This window comes from Alteromonas sp. 76-1 (genome assembly GCF_900654235.1).
Lineage (GTDB): Bacteria > Pseudomonadota > Gammaproteobacteria > Enterobacterales > Alteromonadaceae > Alteromonas > Alteromonas naphthalenivorans.
This window is the reverse complement of the sequence record NZ_LR136958.1, coordinates 3,905,414-3,923,992: the sequence shown is the minus strand read 5'-3', so window position 1 is coordinate 3,923,992 and position 18,579 is coordinate 3,905,414. Positions and strand designations below refer to the sequence as shown.

Below are 18,579 nucleotides of genomic sequence, written 5' to 3'. Positions count from 1 at the left end.
AAGCTTCGTTTAAAATTACTTACTCTTAAAAAACATCTAAATAAGGAGCAGAATTGCTCCCTATTTGAGTTGAGAGTTAGAAGAAAATGGTGCCACCTAACTGAATAAGCGTGAGATCTTCTGCATTATCATAAAGTGACTGTGCTGCTTCAGAGCCACTTACGCTGAGACTTAAATTTTCATACTTTGCATAAATGAGAAAACGAGAGCCAAAATACTGCTCTGCCGCAATGCCCCATTGATTAAGTTCGGAGCCTACTACACCGTCTAGATGAGCCATACCGTATTGGTCGTTATAGCTTGCGTATTCTGCGTAAAAAGCGGAGTCGCCAAAGGCGTTATATTGCTTGCGAATACCGGCTTTAAAGTAATAGGCATCTGTGTCGTCCCCTGAGCCGATGATCGCATCATCAGTTTCTTCCATTTGATAGGTGGCCACACCGAAAATACCAGATTCAAGGTGCATTACGCCGGTTTGAAATTGTAAGGTTGATGAGCCGTCGCCGCCCACATTAGTGCCGCCGTCTTTATTCACTGAATAGCCACCATGTAGGTTTGTTTTAAACCCGCCATGTTCGGCTGAGTACTTAACCGCGATGTCGTATATTTCATCATTGGCATAGCCAACTGCCACGCTAAAATTACCCATTTTAGGCAAGTCATAACGTACGCCGTTCCGGTAAATCCCATTACAGTCAAGGCCGATACCGAGCCCAGGTGTGGCTAAGCATTGTGCAAACTGACCCCAGGCAACATTAGTCGTACCTTCGTCAATGCCGCGAATGAAGAATCCATTAGCGCGGAATAATGGCGAAATGCCAGACCAAATAGTGCCTGATGGATCTGCAAGAACAGCAATGTTATCGGTAGGCATACTTTGTAGGCCTATAGTTACTTTCCCCCAATCCCCCCCAATGTGAAGGCTACTACCTAGAAGCCCAATATCGCCGCCATTGAAGGTATCTAAATTATCTTGGTTTGCGAACAGAAGGGGAGTTTGGTGGCCGCCGCCTGAATAGTTAGGTGTACCTGAAAGCGGCTCAATAATGACTTCGAAACCCACATCTAATCCGTGCTCTTCTAATTTGTAATCACCAGAAAGGGTAATGCGGCTACCAAGCGTGGTGCCATTATCTGAAAGTTGAGCGACATCACTTCCAATGCCATCATCGTAATACGTTAATCCTTCATTAATCCAGCCAGAGATATTCCAAGAGTAGTTTTCTTCTTCTGCGTAGCTGTTCAAACTTAACGTACTTAAAATAGCGATAGATAAATATGATTTAACAAGCAATTTATTTTTCATTTTACTGTCCCAGTGTGAGTGGTGTTTTTTAATAATGAGAATTTATTTTTCTCATGTGCCCTAATTTAAGTTTCGGGTGTCAGTAAAATTGATAATAGATTTATATAGTTTTTGAACCATTGGACGTAAGGCTTGTTAGACTCGTTCTTTAGGACTAAGAAAAATTAGGCGCATGGCGCCTAATTTGTATTTTTAATTTAAAGCTGCGCCAAATTAAAATTTAGCTTTCACATTTAAACTTACCATTCTAGGTTGCGCTGGACCTACAAATAGGGGGCTTTCAACCTCGGGGTAGATGTCTTCTAATACTTCATCAGCTTCGCCGTAAGTGCCGAAGGTTTCATACTCTTTATCGAATACATTGTTCACCCGTAATTGGGCACTAAATGTGTGATTAAACTGATGGTTTAAATAAAGATTAGTAACAACATAGCTATCTAAGGTGTCATTTTCATTGGCTTCATCACCACGGAAGTATTGGCTAGAGGCTGAAATGATTTCTGCACCCAAGGCGGTTTGTTGGCTAAACGCGTAGTCTAGGTAAAATTTGATATTGTGCTTTGGTTGCCCAGGAATGGTATCACCTGCCTCAACTTGTCTATTTGCTCCTAACGGATTGAATGGGCTGAAAGAAGTAAAGGAAGACTCAAAAGTCGCGTCTAAATAATTATAATTAAATCGATAATTCAGCTTTTTCCAAAATGAGCTAATGCTGAACTCAACGCCCTGTCTACGGGTGGCATCAATGTTAATAAAGTAGCCTCTGGATGCCACCGAGCCTGCCTGCTGAAAAATGATGTCATCTTCACTCTCACTACGGTAAACATTTAGCATCATGTCGATGTTGTTAAAGGTCGCGGCATAGTTTGCTTCAATGGTTTGTGTGACGACTTGATCTAACGGCGGGTCTGCAACAAAACCATTAGGTAGGCGGCATGGATCATCTTCGTCTGCACAGCTTAATTCCGCAGGGCTTGGTGTTCTAGATGACTGGCTAAACGCTAGGTTTAACTGCGACGTATCACTAAGCGCAATATCTAGCCCTATGGCAGGGTTGAACTGGGTAAATCTATGATCGCCATCAAGAGAGTCATCACCGTCTTCGCTTAAATCTTCCATTAGTACATGGTCGCGATTGAACCGGCCCCCTATGTTGAGTGATACTTTGTCAGTAAGCTGGGTAGTATTAACAAAGAGTAAGGACCACGCTGAGGTGTCTACATCAAGCCTAACTCGTGCTTCAGCAGATTGGAGCCCTTGAAGTGGAATGACAGTTCGGGAGTCGCTTGCCGTGTCATTTTCCAATATGCCAAAGGTGGTATCGGCAGAGTAATTGATATCCCCTTTATTGTAGGTAGCGCCAATTACCAGTACCGATGGTTTGCCTAATAATTCATAATTGCTGGCAAGCTGGGAAGAAACCCCAAAGGCTTCTGAACTTGATAATCCAGTGTTGTAAGTGCCGTCTATCTCATCAGGAGATACATCTGAAATGTCAGATAGCGCAGTATTTTCATCGTATCCAATGAAAGCAACGGCTTCTACATCATCGCCAACGGTGGCTAGTTCGTCATCATCCTCTTCAAAATCGTCGTCATCGTCATCAAGGCCATCGTCATCGTCATCATCTTCCAGTTCACACAAGGTGATGCGGCCATCTGTAAATTGACAGGCGCCAAAGTCGCTGTCATCTCCGTTTATGGTGGTGGTTTCATTGTCGCGATAAAAAGCATTGAACGAGAGTAGGTGATTGTCACTTAGCTGCAAATCGCCTGAAAGGCTAAAGTGATGTAGCTCATTATTGGTTTGATCCGGGTGGGTATAAACCGCTTCACGACCTTCAATTTCTAACAACTCAATTGGTGAAGCCCCATTGCCCAACAGCTCACTATCGGCGTACAAGTAGTTAAAATCTATTCGTCGTTTACTGTCTTGATAAGACACTGCACTGAATACTTGGTTTACCTCTGAAGGCGAGTAATCACGCCATCCATCTTCTTCATAATGATTGGCATTAATGTAATAGCCCCAGTTACCGTTGTTCCCACCTGATTCTATCGACAGCGCAGACTGGCCATATTGCCCTACGGTGGCATCTACTTCGTTGGCATCGAAGGAAAAGCCTGTTTTCGTATTTAATGCCAGTGCGCCCCCAAGTGTATTTTGACCGAATAACGGGTTCGAGCCGGAATAAAGTGACACTGTATCGATAGCATCAAGGGGCATTAGATCCCAATTTACAGTATCGCCAAATGCCTCGTTGATTCTGCCACCATTTAGGTATACCGAAATACCCTGAGGCAAGCCTAGCAATGGCGACGCGGTGAAACCTCGGTATTGTAAATCGGGTTGAAACGGGTTGTTTTGTGCATCATTTAAATTCACGCTGGCAAGTTGTGATTTCAAGAGTTCTGGCAAAGAGCGACTTACACTTGCTTCTATCTCCTCTTGAGACAGCGATTGAACGGTTCCAAAAATTGGCGCTGCATCACTCCCGGTTTGTAGTGTGGTTGCTCCATGGATTTCTATTACTTCTACATCGTTGTTTGCTAGCAGACTGTCTGTTTTAGTATTGGCGTAGGCGTTACTGCAAAGCGCTAGAGACACGCTTGAAGCGATGAGTGCGTAAGCTAAAGGCGTGGTGTGTTTTATTAGCATGTTCCTGATTCTTCTATGAACGAGTATGCAATCAGTATCGTGTAGGTGGGTCCCGAAAAATATCCTCCTAAAGGGGGAGGAATAGTCGTAAATTGGTAGTATATAAAAGTCCTAAGTGGCGGATTTTTATTATGCAGGGCTTTTACTTACACCAGTATCAAGGTCAAATTGGGTGAGCGTGTTTTTACACCAGAGGTTACGGCGCGAGGCCTGCCTATCTTGAGCCCCATAAATAAAAATAAGGCCTTTAAAACGCGCTACCCCTAGTGCATAACATTCTCCGGTAGTACGAGGTTGCCAAAACGAGGCGCTAGCCATGATAACTATAAGATGGCGATGGAATTGGGCATCAACCCTGTATACCCAGTTATTGCCAATACACTGAAACCGTTCCTCAGAATTTTGTGCCGCCTTAACAGTCGGTTCGGCGAGCTTATGCAGTAATTTAGGTAATGCTGGTAAGTTTTCTAGTGATAATAGCGAGGGAAAGTCGGCCGCGAGTTGCGCGCTTTTTTTGTCTTTTAACTCAACGGCAACCTCTGTTGTAGAAACCCAGTTATTTTTTATGGGTCTGTCTGCGCGCTTACCTTTGTCATACGTTTCATGCGTACCTGTTCGGCAAACATGCACATTATTAAGGTACTCGGTAAACGGTTTTGTTTTTAAAGACGAGCGTGGTTCGCTATACCGAGAATTCGCTTGCTGTTGATAATCTCGAATAAGTTGCTGTACTGCTTGGGGTAATTTAGCGTCTGTAAATAAACGAGGTTTGGCTTCTACATTGAATTCAGTTAATACCGATACCACTTTTTTATGCGCATCTGTACGCGCTTGAGTATTGGTCTTGGTATTGTGTATAAATCGAAGAGCAATCATGCCTGCATGGTTTACTTCATCATCGATAAAGAAGTGGCCTGAAGCGATAAACCTGCTTTTAATCTGGTGTTCGACATCAAGTAAGTCGTAAGTAAATTCCTGTGGCACCCACCACGTAGACACATCGTTTTCGATAGACTTCACTTGGTGATTATTCGTAAGTTGACGGCTAATGTGGCAAACAGGAACTGTAGCCTTTCGTTTCAAAGTACTGGCGGGCGCTTCAGCGGCCTCATTAAAAGGCATAGCATCACATGACTTTGTATTACAGCCTATGTCACTAATTTCTGCTATAGCCTGTCTACTCAACGAGATAATTTCATCGCCGTCAGTATCTGCACCACTGACTAAAAGGGTGATGTGTTCACCGTCATACCATCTCTTCTTATAATCAATGAGGTCGTCAAAACCAATTTCTAATACCGAATCTGAAAAACCTCCGGCATGTTTGTAAGCCATAGTACTGGTATCACTTCGGCGTATGGCCATGTTATTCAAATAATCGATATTGCGTTCAAGCAGCGTGAGTTCATTTACGAGAACGCCACTTCGCTCTGTTTCAAATTTACTCTTTTCGTAATGGGTATTCACTAGGCCGCTATACAGGTATTGAATCGCACTGATAAAAAGCGCTTTATTGTCAGATTGCACATAAAAATACGTACAGCCTGAGTAGGTCGTCGCGTTTATCGACAAGGGTAGCAAAGCATTTGCTACAAAAAGCTCATGGTCGGCAGGGTAGCAAGGCGACCCACGAAAACACATGTGTTCAGCCAGATGAGATACGCCTGAGTGAGCATGTGCTGGCGTATTGACAACAAATACACCCGTGAATGGTGATTTTCTGCATTCTAGGTTGCCTGTCTTGTTTGTCTTCGCCGCAATGCCTGTATTAGTGCCATTGCCAGAACTGTCATGAAACCGAGTACTACCTGCGCTGATTATGTGACTTGAGCTACTTGAGCCACCTTCAGGCCTTTGAGCATTGCGTGACACATACCTGATGTTAATCATCACAAAGCGCTCAAGCGGTCACGTCTTGTATCATCTTTACAGGGATAGCATTTTTCACTGTGCGAAATTTTAAGGTAGAGCTTGCCGGTTGCCCGGCTTTATCGGTAATAGTTTTCATCAAATGGTGATCGGGTGACTTATCGCAAACCGGATCGGTTTTATGCATATCCCCGGTCAGCAAAAAGGCTTGGCAACGGCACCCGCCAAAATCCTTGTCTTTTTCATCACAGGTCTTGCATGGCGAGGGCATCCAGTCATCGCCTCTAAAGTGATTAAAACTAAAATCATGTTCCCAGATATGCTGTACCGATGAGTCTTTCACGTTTGGAAAGGTAAGAGGTAGAATTTTGGCACTGTGACAAGGAAGCGCACTGCCATCTGGGGTTACCGTTAAAAAAGTAGTTCCCCATCCATTCATACACGCCTTTGGCCTATTCTCGTAGTAATCGGGTGTGACAAACATAAATTTAGGGCCGCCATCTTGCCGGTCTCTATACTGGTTGATGGCCTGCTCAGCTTCTTCTAGCTGGCTTTGTGTAGGGAGTAAGTGCTCACGGTTTTCATATGCCCAACCATAATATTGCACCGTGGCAAGTTCTACAAAATCGGCCTTAAGTTCAGTGCTAAGAGCCATGACTTCTTCAATTTCATGAATGTTTTGGGCGGTAATACAGAAATTCAGCACCATAGGGTAATGGTAGTCTTTGACTAACTTGGCTATATTCAGCTTTTGTTTGAACGAGTGGCGCTTATTGCCAATAAGGTCGTTAACTTCAGCATTGGCTGATTGAAAGCTAAGCTGAATATGATCAAGCCCCGCATCTTTTAATTTGGCAATGCGCTTTTCCGTCATGCCTATGCCAGAGGTGATCAAGTTGGTGTAAAAGCCAAGCTCGCGGGCATAGGCGACTAACTCTTCTAAATCTTTGCGCAACAAGGGTTCTCCACCGGAAAAACCTAATTGAACCGCACCCATTTCCCTGGCTTCCTTAAACACCTTCTTCCACTGAGAAGTAGTGAGCTCGTTAAAGGTTTCTTCCATATTCACGGGGTTAGAACAATAGGGGCAATGCAGCGGGCATTGGTAGGTTAACTCAGCAAGTAGCCATAAAGGTGGAGTAGTGGCTTTGGAAGGTTGTGAAGCCTTGGTAGCTTGCGATGCCTGGTTAGTCATAAACCACCCACTTTTTTTCTTCAGCGTGTTGCAAAAATACGGTTACGTCATCTTCTAAATCTTCAGGTGCATCGGGGAATGCCTTTCTAAGCGCTACGGCAATGTCATCTGTAGAGCGCACACCATCAACAAGGGTTAAGATTTCTGACGCCGAAGGGTTTAATTTAATCATGCCTTCGGGAAAGAGAAGCACATAACCATCTTGCACTTTTTCGTATTGTAAGCGAAATAAAGGGTTCATCGATGGGGTTTTCGCTGTGCTTGTCATTAGAATCTCCCTGTGTGGCAAACCTGTTGATTGGCAATGCCATCGAAAGGTTTTCTGCCATATTCGTAGGCAAAACAGATGGCATCGGCAATGCTCCACAGAATATCTATTTTAAATTGAAGAATGTTCAAAGCACGCTCTTGCTGCTCGCGGGTAACAAAGTGGTCGAGCGTTATTTGAAGGCCGTGTTCTACATCGCGCCTTGCTTGCCCTAAACGCATTTGAAAATAGGTAAACCCTTCTTGGTTTATCCACGTGTAGTGAGTGGGCCAGGTATCAAGACGGCTTTGGTGTATTTCAGGCGCAAACATTTCGGTAAGTGATGAACAAGCGGCTTCTTGCCACGATGCGCGGCGTGCAAAATTCACATAGGCATTTACCGCGAATTTTACGCCGGGCAATATGTGAGATTCATTAAGTAATTCATCACGGTTAAGCCCTACCGCTTCCCCTAGACGGAGCCATGCTTCAATACCGCCTAAACGAGTATCACCTTCTCGGCCATCATGGTCGATAAGCCTCTGAATCCAAGTGCGTCTTACTTCTTGGTCTTCACAGCTTGCTAATATGGCTGCATCTTTAACTGGAATAGCCATTTGATAATACAGCCTGTTTGCCACCCAGCCTTGTATTTCTTCTTTACTGCAATGCCCTGCATTCATACGCTTATGGAAGGGATGATGGATATGGTAATACGCACCTTTAGCGCGTAATTGCTGTTCGAATTCTTCTTTTGTCCATGCAGGTTTCAACATGTTACACCTCTATTTGCATGCCATCGTAAGCCAGCTCAATGTTCTGCTCTTGCAATGCATGAAAGGCTGATGAATCTTCATTCAGCACGGGGTTAGTGTTATTAATGTGAATAAGGACTTTGCGCTTAACATTAAAGCGGTTAAGCAGCGCAATGGCACCATTTTCGCCATTTACTGGCATGTGCCCCATCTGCGTACCGAGCTTTTGGCTAAAGCCATGGTCAATCATTTCTTCATTCACCCATAAGGTGCCATCGAAAAGCACGCACTCTGCGTCGGCCATAACCTGCTTCACTGTGTCGTTGGCTTGCATACACCCTGGCGCATAAAAAAGTACGTGACCTGTTTGAGTATCGGTAATTTTAAGGCCAATATTATTGCCCGGAACAATGTTGTCGCGATAAGTAGAATAGGGCGGCGCATTCGACTCTAATACTACAGGTTGGAATAAAAGCCCATCTGCGCCTTCGGGCACAAACGTATGGTGAAAGTCAGTACTGATGGAACGTTGCTGAAGGCCGCCGTGCCAGTGTTTAAGCACGGTAAATAAGGGAAAGCTGGTGGTTAAATCTTCGTTTACTACATCGGTACAGTACACAGGAAGTGGTAACCCTTCTCTTAGTGTAAGTAAGCCGGTGGTATGATCTATTTGGCTATCGGTGAGCACTATAGATGAAATACGTGTGCCACGGGCAACGTGCTCTTCAGGCCAAAGCTGAGGGTGGCTATTTATTTGTTCCCGTAAATCGGGAGAGGCATTAATTAATACCCATTTACTCCCGTCGACACTTACCGCAATGCTCGATTGGGTGCGGGGAGTTGTTTTAATGGTGTGCTGACGTGCGCCTTTGCAATTTTCGCAATGACAATTCCACTGAGGGAACCCGCCGCCTGCGCCTGCGCCAAGAATCAATACCTGCATAACTACTCCTTGGGTATTTGAAAAAGGCTGCAATAGCAGCCTTTTGATTACTTATCACGATGGCTTAGGTCTAACGGTTGCTGATATATAGCGTTACTTCAAAACCTAGGCGCATTTCAGTGTATTGAGGTTTAGTCCACATCGTCATTTCCTCTGTCTTTTTGGGTGAGTTCAATATGAGTATATGTTGATTATCTGTTAACAGATATCCTTCTAAAGGAGGAGAATTACCATGAATCATGATGATTTTTGGACAGTGGCTAGGCGTTGCAAATAGGCCACCAGTAAGGGAATAGGGCGGCCGGTAGCCGAATTGGCAGTACCATATTTAAATGCGGTACCAGCCACATCCATATGAGCCCAAGGAAAATTTTTAGCGAAGCGGGATAAAAAGCAGCCTGCGGTAATCATACCTGGTGAGTTTTTCCCTGCGTTTGTCATATCGGCATGAGAAGAGGCTATAGCGTCTTGATATTCGGGCCATAATGGAAATGGCCAAATTGGATCTTGGGCGTGTTCACCAGCCTTGATTAGTGCTTGTTCTAGTGGGCGGGAATTACTCATTACACTGCTGCATTGGTGCCCCAAAGCAGTAATAGCAGCGCCGGTTAGCGTTGCTATATCTATGACTGAGTGGGGGGCGAAACGCTCACTGTAACTTAGTGCATCGCACATTAGCATGCGTCCTTCAGCATCTGTGCTTATCACTTCAACGGTTTGTTTTGAGTGGGTAGTAATAATATCGCCGGGTCGGTATGCATTACCGCCAATACTGTTTTCAGCGGTAGCCAATATTCCAATAATGTTAATGTTTAAGCCGAGTTCTGCAACTGCTTTTATTACTCCAAGTACGCACGCTGCACCTGCCATGTCGTAAATCATGTGGTGCATATCTCCTCCTCTTTTTAAGGTGATGCCGCCCGAATCAAATGTTACACCTTTCCCTATTAAGACTACCGGCTTGGTGTTTTTGGCGTCATTGCTTTGCGTAGCGCCATTTCCTAAATAACGAATTACCGGCATAGAAGCAGGAAATGCCGATGCGCGATTTACTGCCAAATAGGCATTCATACCTAGCGATTCCAACGTATCTTGTTCGATAATCTCGGTAGTAATTTTAGAATACGCATCCGCGAGTATTGTCGCCTGGTCGGCCAAATAAACTGGGGTACATAAATTCGCTGGCATGTGAGACAAATCTCGCGCTAAGCCCATACCATTTGCCAGTGCTGCCTCATAATTAACGCAGGCTAGTAGTACATCTGAGGTATTATCCGATGCTAGTGCAGAGTCTCCATTAAGCGCTTTGCCTGAAGCTTCATTTAACCCCTTATCTAAAACTAGGTTAGCTGCCACGTCTGTTGACGATACTTGTATGTTTAAGCACGGCATTTCGTTAGATGAAAAGTGAGGGGAAGATTTATATCCTTTAAATTGATAGCAACAAAAATGAAAAGCTCGCAATAACTGGCGAACCAGCGCTATACCTAGCTCTCTCTGTTTGCTTGCGCTTTGCATAGTGAGGGAAGTAGTGTGGCTGATAGCACTGTAAGTCGTTCCCCAAGGCAGTACTAAAGTGATTGTTGCCGCCTTTAACGACAGCGCGTACTTAAACATATCAACAAATAGCTTACGTGTGCCGTGAGAAGCTGAAGGATGATCAAAACTAAGGCTGATATTTTCTTCTAAATTACCCACTCCCCATATAAGCCATCGTTTTGCCGCGGTCTCTACAGGCCGGTGAAGTAACACCTTTTGGCCTTGCGCGCCTACAAATTTTTCATCGTTAAATATCTGCTGAATGAATGCTTGAGTGCTATGTGGCATGTTTTCAATGGTGGGTTGTATATCGGTGGGTGAGCAAAGCCATATTACGCAATCGGCGACTACTTCGTGTAAGTTGCGGTGAGGTGCTAATGTTACGTTTGTCATGGGCGCCCTTGTTGGTTTGCTTTTATGCGCTGTTTTTTCCCATCGCTCTTATTTCCAATCCCTTTATTTCCAGTATCCTTATTTCCAGCCCCCCTGTTTCCAGAGCTGGTAGTTGAAAAGCTAGCAGCAGGTTTTGGCCTAAAGCTTCTTACGGCGAAGGTAAAGGTAATTAGAGTGAGCACAAGTACAATCACTAGCTCTTTTGCTGCAAGCTTTTCATACAAGCCAAAGCGCAGTAGCTCAACGCCACTGGTAAAAGGATTAAAGGCGCACACTTTATACAGCCATTCGCTTGCTTCTTGCATTTTCCACAATGGATAAAGCGCACTTGAAAGGAAAAACATTGGAAAGATAACGAAGTTCATCACACCAGCAAAGTTCTCTAATTGCTTAATGGAATTCGCCAGCAATAAGCCCAGCGAGCCAAGAAAAATAGACAGTAATGCAATGATAGGAAGCGCGTAGACATAACCCATTAAGGGCAACTGCACATCAACAAGTAAGGCAAAGCAAAAGAATAAATAAACCTGTATTGCTGAAACCAGTGTGTTGGCCACCAATTTACTACAAAGCAGAAATGAACGGGGTACTGGGCTCATTAACAGTACCTTCATGCTGCCCATTTCTCGGTCGTAAACCATAGACAGCGAGCTTTGCATACTGTTAAACAACACAATCATGGCGGCTAACCCTGGTACAATGTATTCCTCATACAGAATGTAAGTCTCGTAGGGCGGTATCATAGAAAGCCCTAGCGCTGAACGAAATCCCGCGGCAAACACAAATAGCCATAGCAAGGGGCGAACTAGCGCACTTAACAGCCGAGAACGTTGCTGCCAAAATTTCAGCATTTCTCGGTTTAATACGCCTACAAAACAGCGCCAGTACATCATAGTAGGTCCCGTGCTTTAGCCTGCTCAGCTTGTTTGCATTCACAGCGGATATTGATATTAGTTTGCATGAGTTAGTGCATCCCAAAGCTGATGAATATCCGATACCTGATGTTTAGTAAGCAGCGCCGAGCAAATATCTCGTTCTACTAATTGCCCATTTAACAATATGGCGAGGGGATCAGTTGGCGATACCTCTTCAAATAGGTGAGTAGCCCACAGCACAGTCACGCCTTGTTTCACTGCTAAGTCATGAACCACCGAATGAATTAGCTGCCGAGAAGCAATATCTAACCCCACGGTGGGTTCATCGAGTAATAAGGTACTAGGTTGGTGAATAAGGCATCTTGCCAGCTCAACGCGACGGCGGTGGCCACCATTTAAATGACGGATTTTAGTGTTCAGGCGGTCGCTAAGATCAAGTTTCGTCAATAAATCAGTAATACGTGAAATTGATTTGTCTGGGGCGAGTCCGTGAAGCGAGGCAAAATAGGCTAAGTTTTGCTTTACGGTAAGGTCGATATCTAGTGTACTTTGCTGAAACACCACGCCGAGATTTTTCATAATCGAAGCGCGGTTTTTTGTTATCGGCTTGCCATTAAATAAAATATTTCCGTGTCCAATCCGTTGTAACCCTGTGAGTAACCCAAATAGGCTACTTTTACCTGCCCCATTAGGGCCAAGTAAAATATTAAAGCCCGGTTTAAGGGTAAGTGAAATGTCATCAAGGGCTGCAATTTTGCCGTAAGTGTGGCTAACCCCTTGGATATCTATTTCCATTTAACGGCAATTCCCCATGGGTAACGCCCCACCTTAATCGTCTTTTCAACGTCGAGGGTTTCAGTATTAATAACCGACACGTCGCCGCTTACCCCGTTTGTGGTGAGTAATAGTGACTGGTCTTGGTTAAAGGCTAATTGCCACACGCGCCGTCCTACAACTATGTACTTCTCTATCTCAAACGTATTAGTGTTTACCACAGCAACACGATTTGCGGGGCCTAGGGCGACAAACGCGTAAGGGGAGTCTTTCATCAGCAATATACCAACGGGTTGTATTTTGTCGCGGTACACGCCTTTAACTGCAAAAGACAAGGTCTGTACTTTTTGCTTGCTTTGAGTATCAAATATGGTGACTGTGCCGCCAATTTCAGAACTTACCCAAAGGTACTTATCGTCGGCGGTGAAGTGAGCGTCTCGCGGGCGAGCGTCTACTAAGCTGTTAGCAATGTTCTCGTGGGTGTTGGTGTCTATCCAGTGCACCATGTTTGTTGTTTCTGAAGTAACCACCATCATGCGGCCGTCATGGCTTACCGCTAACCCTTCAGGTTCAACCCCTACATCTATTTGTGCAATTACCTGGCTGGTGGGTATATCAATAACGGTGAGCAGAGCATCATCTTCATTGGCGGTGTAAATAGTAGTGCCATTGGGGTGAAGGGCTATGGTTTCAGGATCTTCACCTGACGGTAAATCACCGACAATAGTATGGGTGTCTAAATCGATAATTTGAATGCGATCGGAATCCGAGGCGCAAATGTAAGCATGGGCTTGGTCAGCGCTTAGTATAAAACCCCTAGGTCGCTCACCAATGTCTAATGTGTCGGTGACTTCAAACGTATCCATATCAATGACTGATAGGGTATTGTCTTTTTCATTGGTTACATATGCCTGTGGCAATGCACTGGCACTATAACTACTTGCCCAAAAGCTCATTATCAAAAAGCTGTTTGCCATAAAGCGGTTTTTCGTGAAGCGAGAAATCATAGTGGGTCCTTACAGGTTTTATTCGTTTCACCCAAGGTGTCTAACTCGTCAGATTGATGTAAAAAGCCGGGCAGCGGGGCGTGGATCACTAGCGCTTCTTCGTGGGCTAGCGCAATGGGTTGTCGAAGTTGGCGTGTGCCTTTTCTGAAAGTTAATTGTCTGCCTTTGTACGCTGCAATACTAAGCTGCTCCTCTACCAAAGCGTTAAATAATTGCGTACCGGTTAAACTATCGTTAGCACTGCTACCAGTGCCACTCTGTTTACTTTGCTGTATGGCGGTGGAAACGGCGATAATGGCGGCATAGGCTGCATAATCGACCTCGTTCATGGTGCGGGAATATTGGGCCTTAAAGCGATTTTGAAGCTGTCTTGCCCCCCATTGCTCATGAGTCAAATGCCACCCTAATGGTTTCAAACCTGCCGACCCTATAGTGGGCACAATAAGGTGGGTATTAAAGGGTAAGCTGTAGGCATACTGACCTTGGGTGTCGGCAGCAAAAATAGCGTCGTAAGGTTTCTTAGTTCGAGTAAAAAAGGGAATTTCAGAAAATGCAGAGCGTCGTAAGTCAAAACTTGCCTGCCATATTTTCTCTTCAACAATATTTAACTTAAATTTCTTCGCGGTACGTAAAAACGCGTCTAAGTAAGCCTGGTCACTTTCATGGGAGCCGCGCAAGGTAAGCACAGAGCTCAAACGCTTAGTTCTAAGCCACTGACCAAGCGCATCGGTTTTCATTTGGTAGCTAGGGTAGGTGTGCAGTACGTTAAGTTCGCAGTGCTGTTGACGAAAAGCATCCTTGCCACTGGCTACATTCACCACTAATGCGCTGGGGTTAATAGACACTACCGAACGAACGGTTTTTTCATATTGAGCGTCTGGGCTATCGATAAGCACCACAGAGGTATTGGCAATCACATCGGTAGCCGCTGAGTCAAAAGCGTTAAGGCGGGCAAGCGACAGCGAATAGCCCAAAAATTTTCCTGTAATATTGGCATCTTCAATGCCAATTTCGGCACCCGCAATTCCTTCGTCATTAGGACGGGTTAAATACGAAGGCGTTCCTGCGGGGGGAGGGCGCTCCACGTTAATATAGACAATGTTCGTAGTGCTAGGTTGGGCTTCAGCTTGCACTACATATTTATTTTCTGGCTGACTCCCCGATTGGGCATGAACATTGGCATGCAAGGCCGATACGCTTATCAATAGGATTGATACTCCTATCCATATTTTTTCTTTTTCGATGAACCAGCGAAGGGCTTTTCTCACACTTCTTTTCACACTTTTTTTAAAAGTGTGCCTTTTGTCAGTCGCGATACAAAAAGGGTATATGGCATTATTCCCGAATAACATCCTCCTAAAGGAGGAATGCTATGGCGCTAAAGTAGCATTCGTGAATGCCTGTCTGCGCATTAGTATTGAAAGTACTTAGCGTCAGGAGAGTTTCTTGTAGTGACTTGTTTGCGAACCTTTTATTTTATTCCTTTCATACTTTTAAGTTTTTTAAGCTTGAGTGTATTAAGCACCAGTGTTTTTGCTCGGTCTTTTGATGACATTATCGAAAGTAAGAAGATTAATATCGCAGTTTATAATGACTACCCACCTTACTCATATATGGAAGCGGGTTCAGCGAAAGGAATAGATGTTGATATAGCTAAAGAAATTGCTGCTAAATTCAATGTGGAATTAGTGTTAACTTGGATGACCCCCGGGGAAACGACGGAAGACGATTTTCGTAATTTTTTATGGAAGGGGCACATTATTCACAAAGTAAAAGCTGACTTAATGATGCGTGCTCCCTACGACCGCTCATTTTCCCAAAAACGTGATGATATTGGCTTATTAGCGAATGAGTTAGTTCATATGTTCGCACCGTATCAACAAGAAAGCTGGCAGATAATTCACAACACAGAACAATTGCCAGAGGTAGAGACCATGGCAATGTTTCAATACCATACCATTGGTGCTGAAATAGACAGTATTCCTCATTTTTACCTCACCTCGGCCTTTGGCGGAAGGTTACGAAATAACACCTCTCAGTATGCCAGCAATGAACTTGCCATCGATGCCATGAAAAAAGGTGATGTTGATGCGGTAATGGGCCTTCGAACACAAATTAGCTATTTGTCTCAGTTTCTTGATAACACAAAATTCAAACTCGCTAGCAACGCGTTTCCTCTTATAGGAAAACAGAAGTGGGACTTAGGTATAGCCGCGCACAACGACTACCGAACCCTAGCGTATGAAGTTGGCGATGTAATTACCGAGATGGTACTGACCGAAAAAATGGCGCACATTTTTAGTCAGTATCATGCCGCCTATGAAATGCCTGATTATTATGCTGTTGAGTAATGCTGTTGAGTAATGCCGGCGAGCAATGCTATTGCAATAGCTCCACTTTTATTAGGCACATTTCCTGTTAATTCCTCCTCCTAAAGGAGGGGACAATTCACTCAGCCGTTCCATAGGCACGCCCACCGGGCACCGCTATTCTAATTCTATCGAATAGTCTGAAAATCAGACACATTCATGGCCAATACGCAATTAGGAAACGTTATGAATAAATCACTACCATTAAAAAGAATTGCCTTAGCTTTATTGGTTTGTGCGGGGGCAATTTCCCCCGTTCAAGCTAACGTGACCGACAAAGATATACAAAACGACCAAGCCACTACTGACGATATCGTATCGTATGGCATGGGATTACGCGCGCAGCGCTATAGCCCACTCTCTGCAATTAACAAAGACACCATTGAAGAAATTCGCCCAGTTTGGGCATTTTCACTTGGTGGCGAAAAGCAGCGGGGCCAAGAGTCTCAGCCTATGGTAAAAGATGGCGTTATGTATGTGACGGGTTCTTACTCTCGCGTATGGGCCATTAATGCAATGACTGGCGAAGAACTCTGGCAGTACGAAGCTCGTTTGCCCGATGGCATTATGCCTTGTTGTGATGTGATTAATCGCGGCGTAGCCTTGTACGATAATTTGGTCATATTCGGCACCCTTGATGCCAAACTGGTAGCCCTCGATAAAGATACGGGCAAAACCGTATGGAAGAAAAAAGTAGAAGACTACAAGGCTGGTTACTCGATTACTGCCGCGCCTATTATTATTGATGGTATGGTGATAACGGGTAACTCAGGAGGGGAGTTTGGTGTAGTTGGAAAGGTATACGCCTTTGATGCTAAAACTGGCAAACAGATTTGGGTTAGGCCTACCGTTGAAGGCCACATGGGGTATATGTGGAAAGACGGCAAAAAAACCGAGAATGGTATTTCTGGCGGCGGGGCGGGTAAAACTTGGCCTGCAGATTTATGGAAAACTGGCGGTGCTGCAACCTGGCTAGGCGGCACTTATGATGCTGATACAGGTCTGTTATTCTTTGGTACAGGTAACCCATCACCTTGGAACTCTCACCTTCGCCCTGGCGATAACTACTTCTCTTCATCTCGTTTAGCGATTAACCCTAAAACGGGAAAAATTGTATGGCACTTTCAAACTACGCCACACGATGGCTGGGATTTCGATGGTGTAAACGAGCTTATATCGTTTGATTATGAAGAGGCAGGTAAAACGGTGAAGGCCGCTGCCACTGCTGATAGAAACGGCTTCTTTTATGTATTGAACCGTGAAGATGGTGATTTCATTCGAGGCTTCCCGTTTGTCGACAAGCTAACGTGGGCCAAAGGTCTAGATGAGAATGGCCGCCCACTTTACATTGACGAAACGCGCCCTGGTAATCCGTCACTTTCAGACGATGGTAAAAAAGGCGCACAGGTTGTCGCTCGTCCTGCTTTCTTAGGTGGAAAAAACTGGATGCCTATGGCGTATTCACCCGATACGGGTTTGTTCTATGTACCTTCCAACGAATGGGAAATGGACATTTGGAACGAAACCACCTCATATAAAAAGGGTGCTGCTTACTTAGGTGCTGGCTTTACTATCAAATCTGTCAATGAAGACTTTATAGGTGTACTTCGCGCCATTGATCCTAAAACCGGTAAAGAAGTATGGCGTTATAACAACTATGCGCCACTATGGGGTGGGGTAATGACTACAGGCGGCGGTCTAGTATGGACAGGCAACCCAGAAGGTTACCTAATGGCCTTTGACGATAAAACCGGAGAGATGGTTTATAAGTTCCAAACCGGCTCAGGCATTGTAGGGTCGCCAGTAACTTGGGAGATGGAAGGCGAGCAATATGTGTCTGTATTATCCGGCTGGGGCGGCGCAGTGCCTTTATGGGGCGGCGAAGTTGCTAAGCGGGTTAAGCACCTAAACCAAGGTGGTACGGTGTGGACGTTTAAATTACCTAAGCGCTATGAACAAGTGGCTAAGAACTAATTTGTTTTAAACACGATAGAAGCCGATACCTTTGTAGGTATCGGCTTTTTTATATCTGAAATAGCCTTTATCCTCCCAAAGGAGGAGCCTTTCAAAACCAAAGTAGAGTTACCCCAATTATCACATTCAGTATAATTTTCTCATCAGCTTGAGAGGATGTATGAATGATGAAAGTAAAAGTATCTCTTTTAATTACAACGCTTTTTCTGGCCTTAACGGCGCACAAGTTAGCTGCACATGGCAACGTGACGCCACAAGGCGCTGACAGCTCTGAAATGCAAAAAATTACCGATGGTGATGAGTCTGAAGATGGCTGGGTGTTTGAAAACCCTTATCGTAATTTAGATGAAGAAACTCACAAGAAGGTGTATGAATTTGGCGAGTCAGCCTACTCAAATAACTGTGCCGTTTGTCATGGTCTTCATGCGCAGTCAGGTGGCATAAACCCAGATTTACGTTTGCTCGACCCCGAAAGTATGGAAGACGATGAATGGTATGTAGAGCGCCTTCGTTTTGGATCATCAAAAGGCATGCCTGCGTTAGGCGGTATTCCAGAAGGGCAGTCTGAACCCATTTTAGATCAAGAGACACTATGGGCCATAAAAACCTATGTAGAGGCTCGCAGAATAGTAGCAATTGAAGAAGGTGAAATTGAAGTAGACTAACTATATTCCC

16 protein-coding genes are annotated in these 18,579 nt (G+C 44.6%); 3 read left to right on the top strand and 13 right to left on the bottom strand.

Translation table 11 applies throughout. The features are described from left to right. Positions 1-76: 76 nt before the first annotated feature. The 13 genes from ALT761_RS16670 to ALT761_RS16610 all read right to left on the bottom strand — a co-directional run bounded on the left by ALT761_RS16670 (position 77) and on the right by ALT761_RS16610 (position 14,829). Positions 77-1,306: a porin gene (locus tag ALT761_RS16670; RefSeq protein ID WP_129740046.1), complete on the bottom strand. Its 1,230-nt coding sequence runs from the start codon at positions 1,304-1,306 to the stop codon at positions 77-79. 213 nt (positions 1,307-1,519) lie between these two features. Beyond that, positions 1,520-3,964: a TonB-dependent receptor gene (locus tag ALT761_RS16665; RefSeq protein WP_129740045.1), complete on the bottom strand. Its 2,445-nt coding sequence runs from the start codon at positions 3,962-3,964 to the stop codon at positions 1,520-1,522. Between the two features lie 129 nt (positions 3,965-4,093). Then, positions 4,094-5,854, bottom strand: coding sequence for an insulinase family protein (locus tag ALT761_RS16660; RefSeq protein ID WP_232043602.1), 1,761 nt, complete (start codon positions 5,852-5,854; stop codon positions 4,094-4,096). A gap of 10 nt (positions 5,855-5,864) precedes the next feature. Next, complete coding sequence (pqqE, locus tag ALT761_RS16655; protein WP_129740043.1) at positions 5,865-7,028, bottom strand: pyrroloquinoline quinone biosynthesis protein PqqE; 1,164 nt, start codon at positions 7,026-7,028, stop codon at positions 5,865-5,867. Then, complete coding sequence (gene pqqD / locus ALT761_RS16650) at positions 7,021-7,296, bottom strand: pyrroloquinoline quinone biosynthesis peptide chaperone PqqD (protein WP_129740042.1); 276 nt, start codon at positions 7,294-7,296, stop codon at positions 7,021-7,023. The genes pqqE and pqqD overlap by 8 nt, the downstream gene beginning before the upstream one ends. Then, a complete protein-coding gene (gene pqqC, locus ALT761_RS16645) occupies positions 7,296-8,051 on the bottom strand; it encodes a pyrroloquinoline-quinone synthase PqqC (RefSeq protein WP_129740041.1) in 756 nt (251 codons plus the stop codon). Before pqqC ends, pqqD begins: the two co-directional genes overlap by 1 nt. Before the next feature lies 1 nt (position 8,052). Then, positions 8,053-8,973: a pyrroloquinoline quinone biosynthesis protein PqqB gene (gene pqqB, locus ALT761_RS16640; protein ID WP_013782730.1), complete on the bottom strand. Its 921-nt coding sequence runs from the start codon at positions 8,971-8,973 to the stop codon at positions 8,053-8,055. Between the two features lie 70 nt (positions 8,974-9,043). Continuing rightward, on the bottom strand, positions 9,044-9,115 hold the full coding sequence (pqqA, locus tag ALT761_RS16635; RefSeq protein WP_073324441.1) for a pyrroloquinoline quinone precursor peptide PqqA: 72 nt from the start codon (positions 9,113-9,115) through the stop codon (positions 9,044-9,046). A gap of 95 nt (positions 9,116-9,210) precedes the next feature. Continuing rightward, entirely contained in the window at positions 9,211-10,905 is a 1,695-nt protein-coding gene (locus ALT761_RS16630; protein ID WP_129740040.1) for a leucyl aminopeptidase, read from the bottom strand. Beyond that, a complete protein-coding gene (locus tag ALT761_RS16625; protein ID WP_129740685.1) occupies positions 10,902-11,795 on the bottom strand; it encodes an ABC transporter permease in 894 nt (297 codons plus the stop codon). Before ALT761_RS16625 ends, ALT761_RS16630 begins: the two co-directional genes overlap by 4 nt. Before the next feature lie 60 nt (positions 11,796-11,855). Next, positions 11,856-12,575, bottom strand: a complete 720-nt coding sequence (locus ALT761_RS16620) for an ATP-binding cassette domain-containing protein (protein WP_129740039.1) — start codon at positions 12,573-12,575, stop codon at positions 11,856-11,858. Next, entirely contained in the window at positions 12,566-13,510 is a 945-nt protein-coding gene (locus ALT761_RS16615) for a PQQ-dependent catabolism-associated beta-propeller protein (RefSeq protein WP_232043601.1), read from the bottom strand. The genes ALT761_RS16620 and ALT761_RS16615 overlap by 10 nt, the downstream gene beginning before the upstream one ends. Positions 13,511-13,557: 47 nt before the next feature. Next, positions 13,558-14,829 carry a hypothetical protein gene (locus tag ALT761_RS16610; RefSeq protein ID WP_232043482.1) on the bottom strand — a complete coding sequence of 424 codons (1,272 nt, stop codon included), beginning with the start codon at positions 14,827-14,829 and terminating at the stop codon, positions 13,558-13,560. A gap of 183 nt (positions 14,830-15,012) precedes the next feature. Here ALT761_RS16610 and ALT761_RS16605 point away from each other — a divergent pair, with 183 nt between their 5' ends. From ALT761_RS16605 to pedF, 3 genes are all read left to right on the top strand, one after another. Further along, positions 15,013-15,912, top strand: coding sequence for a substrate-binding periplasmic protein (locus ALT761_RS16605; RefSeq protein WP_129740038.1), 900 nt, complete (start codon positions 15,013-15,015; stop codon positions 15,910-15,912). Positions 15,913-16,116: 204 nt separating this feature from the next. Then, positions 16,117-17,904: a PQQ-dependent methanol/ethanol family dehydrogenase gene (locus tag ALT761_RS16600; RefSeq protein ID WP_129740037.1), complete on the top strand. Its 1,788-nt coding sequence runs from the start codon at positions 16,117-16,119 to the stop codon at positions 17,902-17,904. 164 nt (positions 17,905-18,068) lie between these two features. Beyond that, on the top strand, positions 18,069-18,569 hold the full coding sequence (gene pedF / locus ALT761_RS16595) for a cytochrome c-550 PedF (RefSeq protein WP_013782738.1): 501 nt from the start codon (positions 18,069-18,071) through the stop codon (positions 18,567-18,569). The last annotated feature ends 10 nt before the right edge of the window (positions 18,570-18,579 follow it).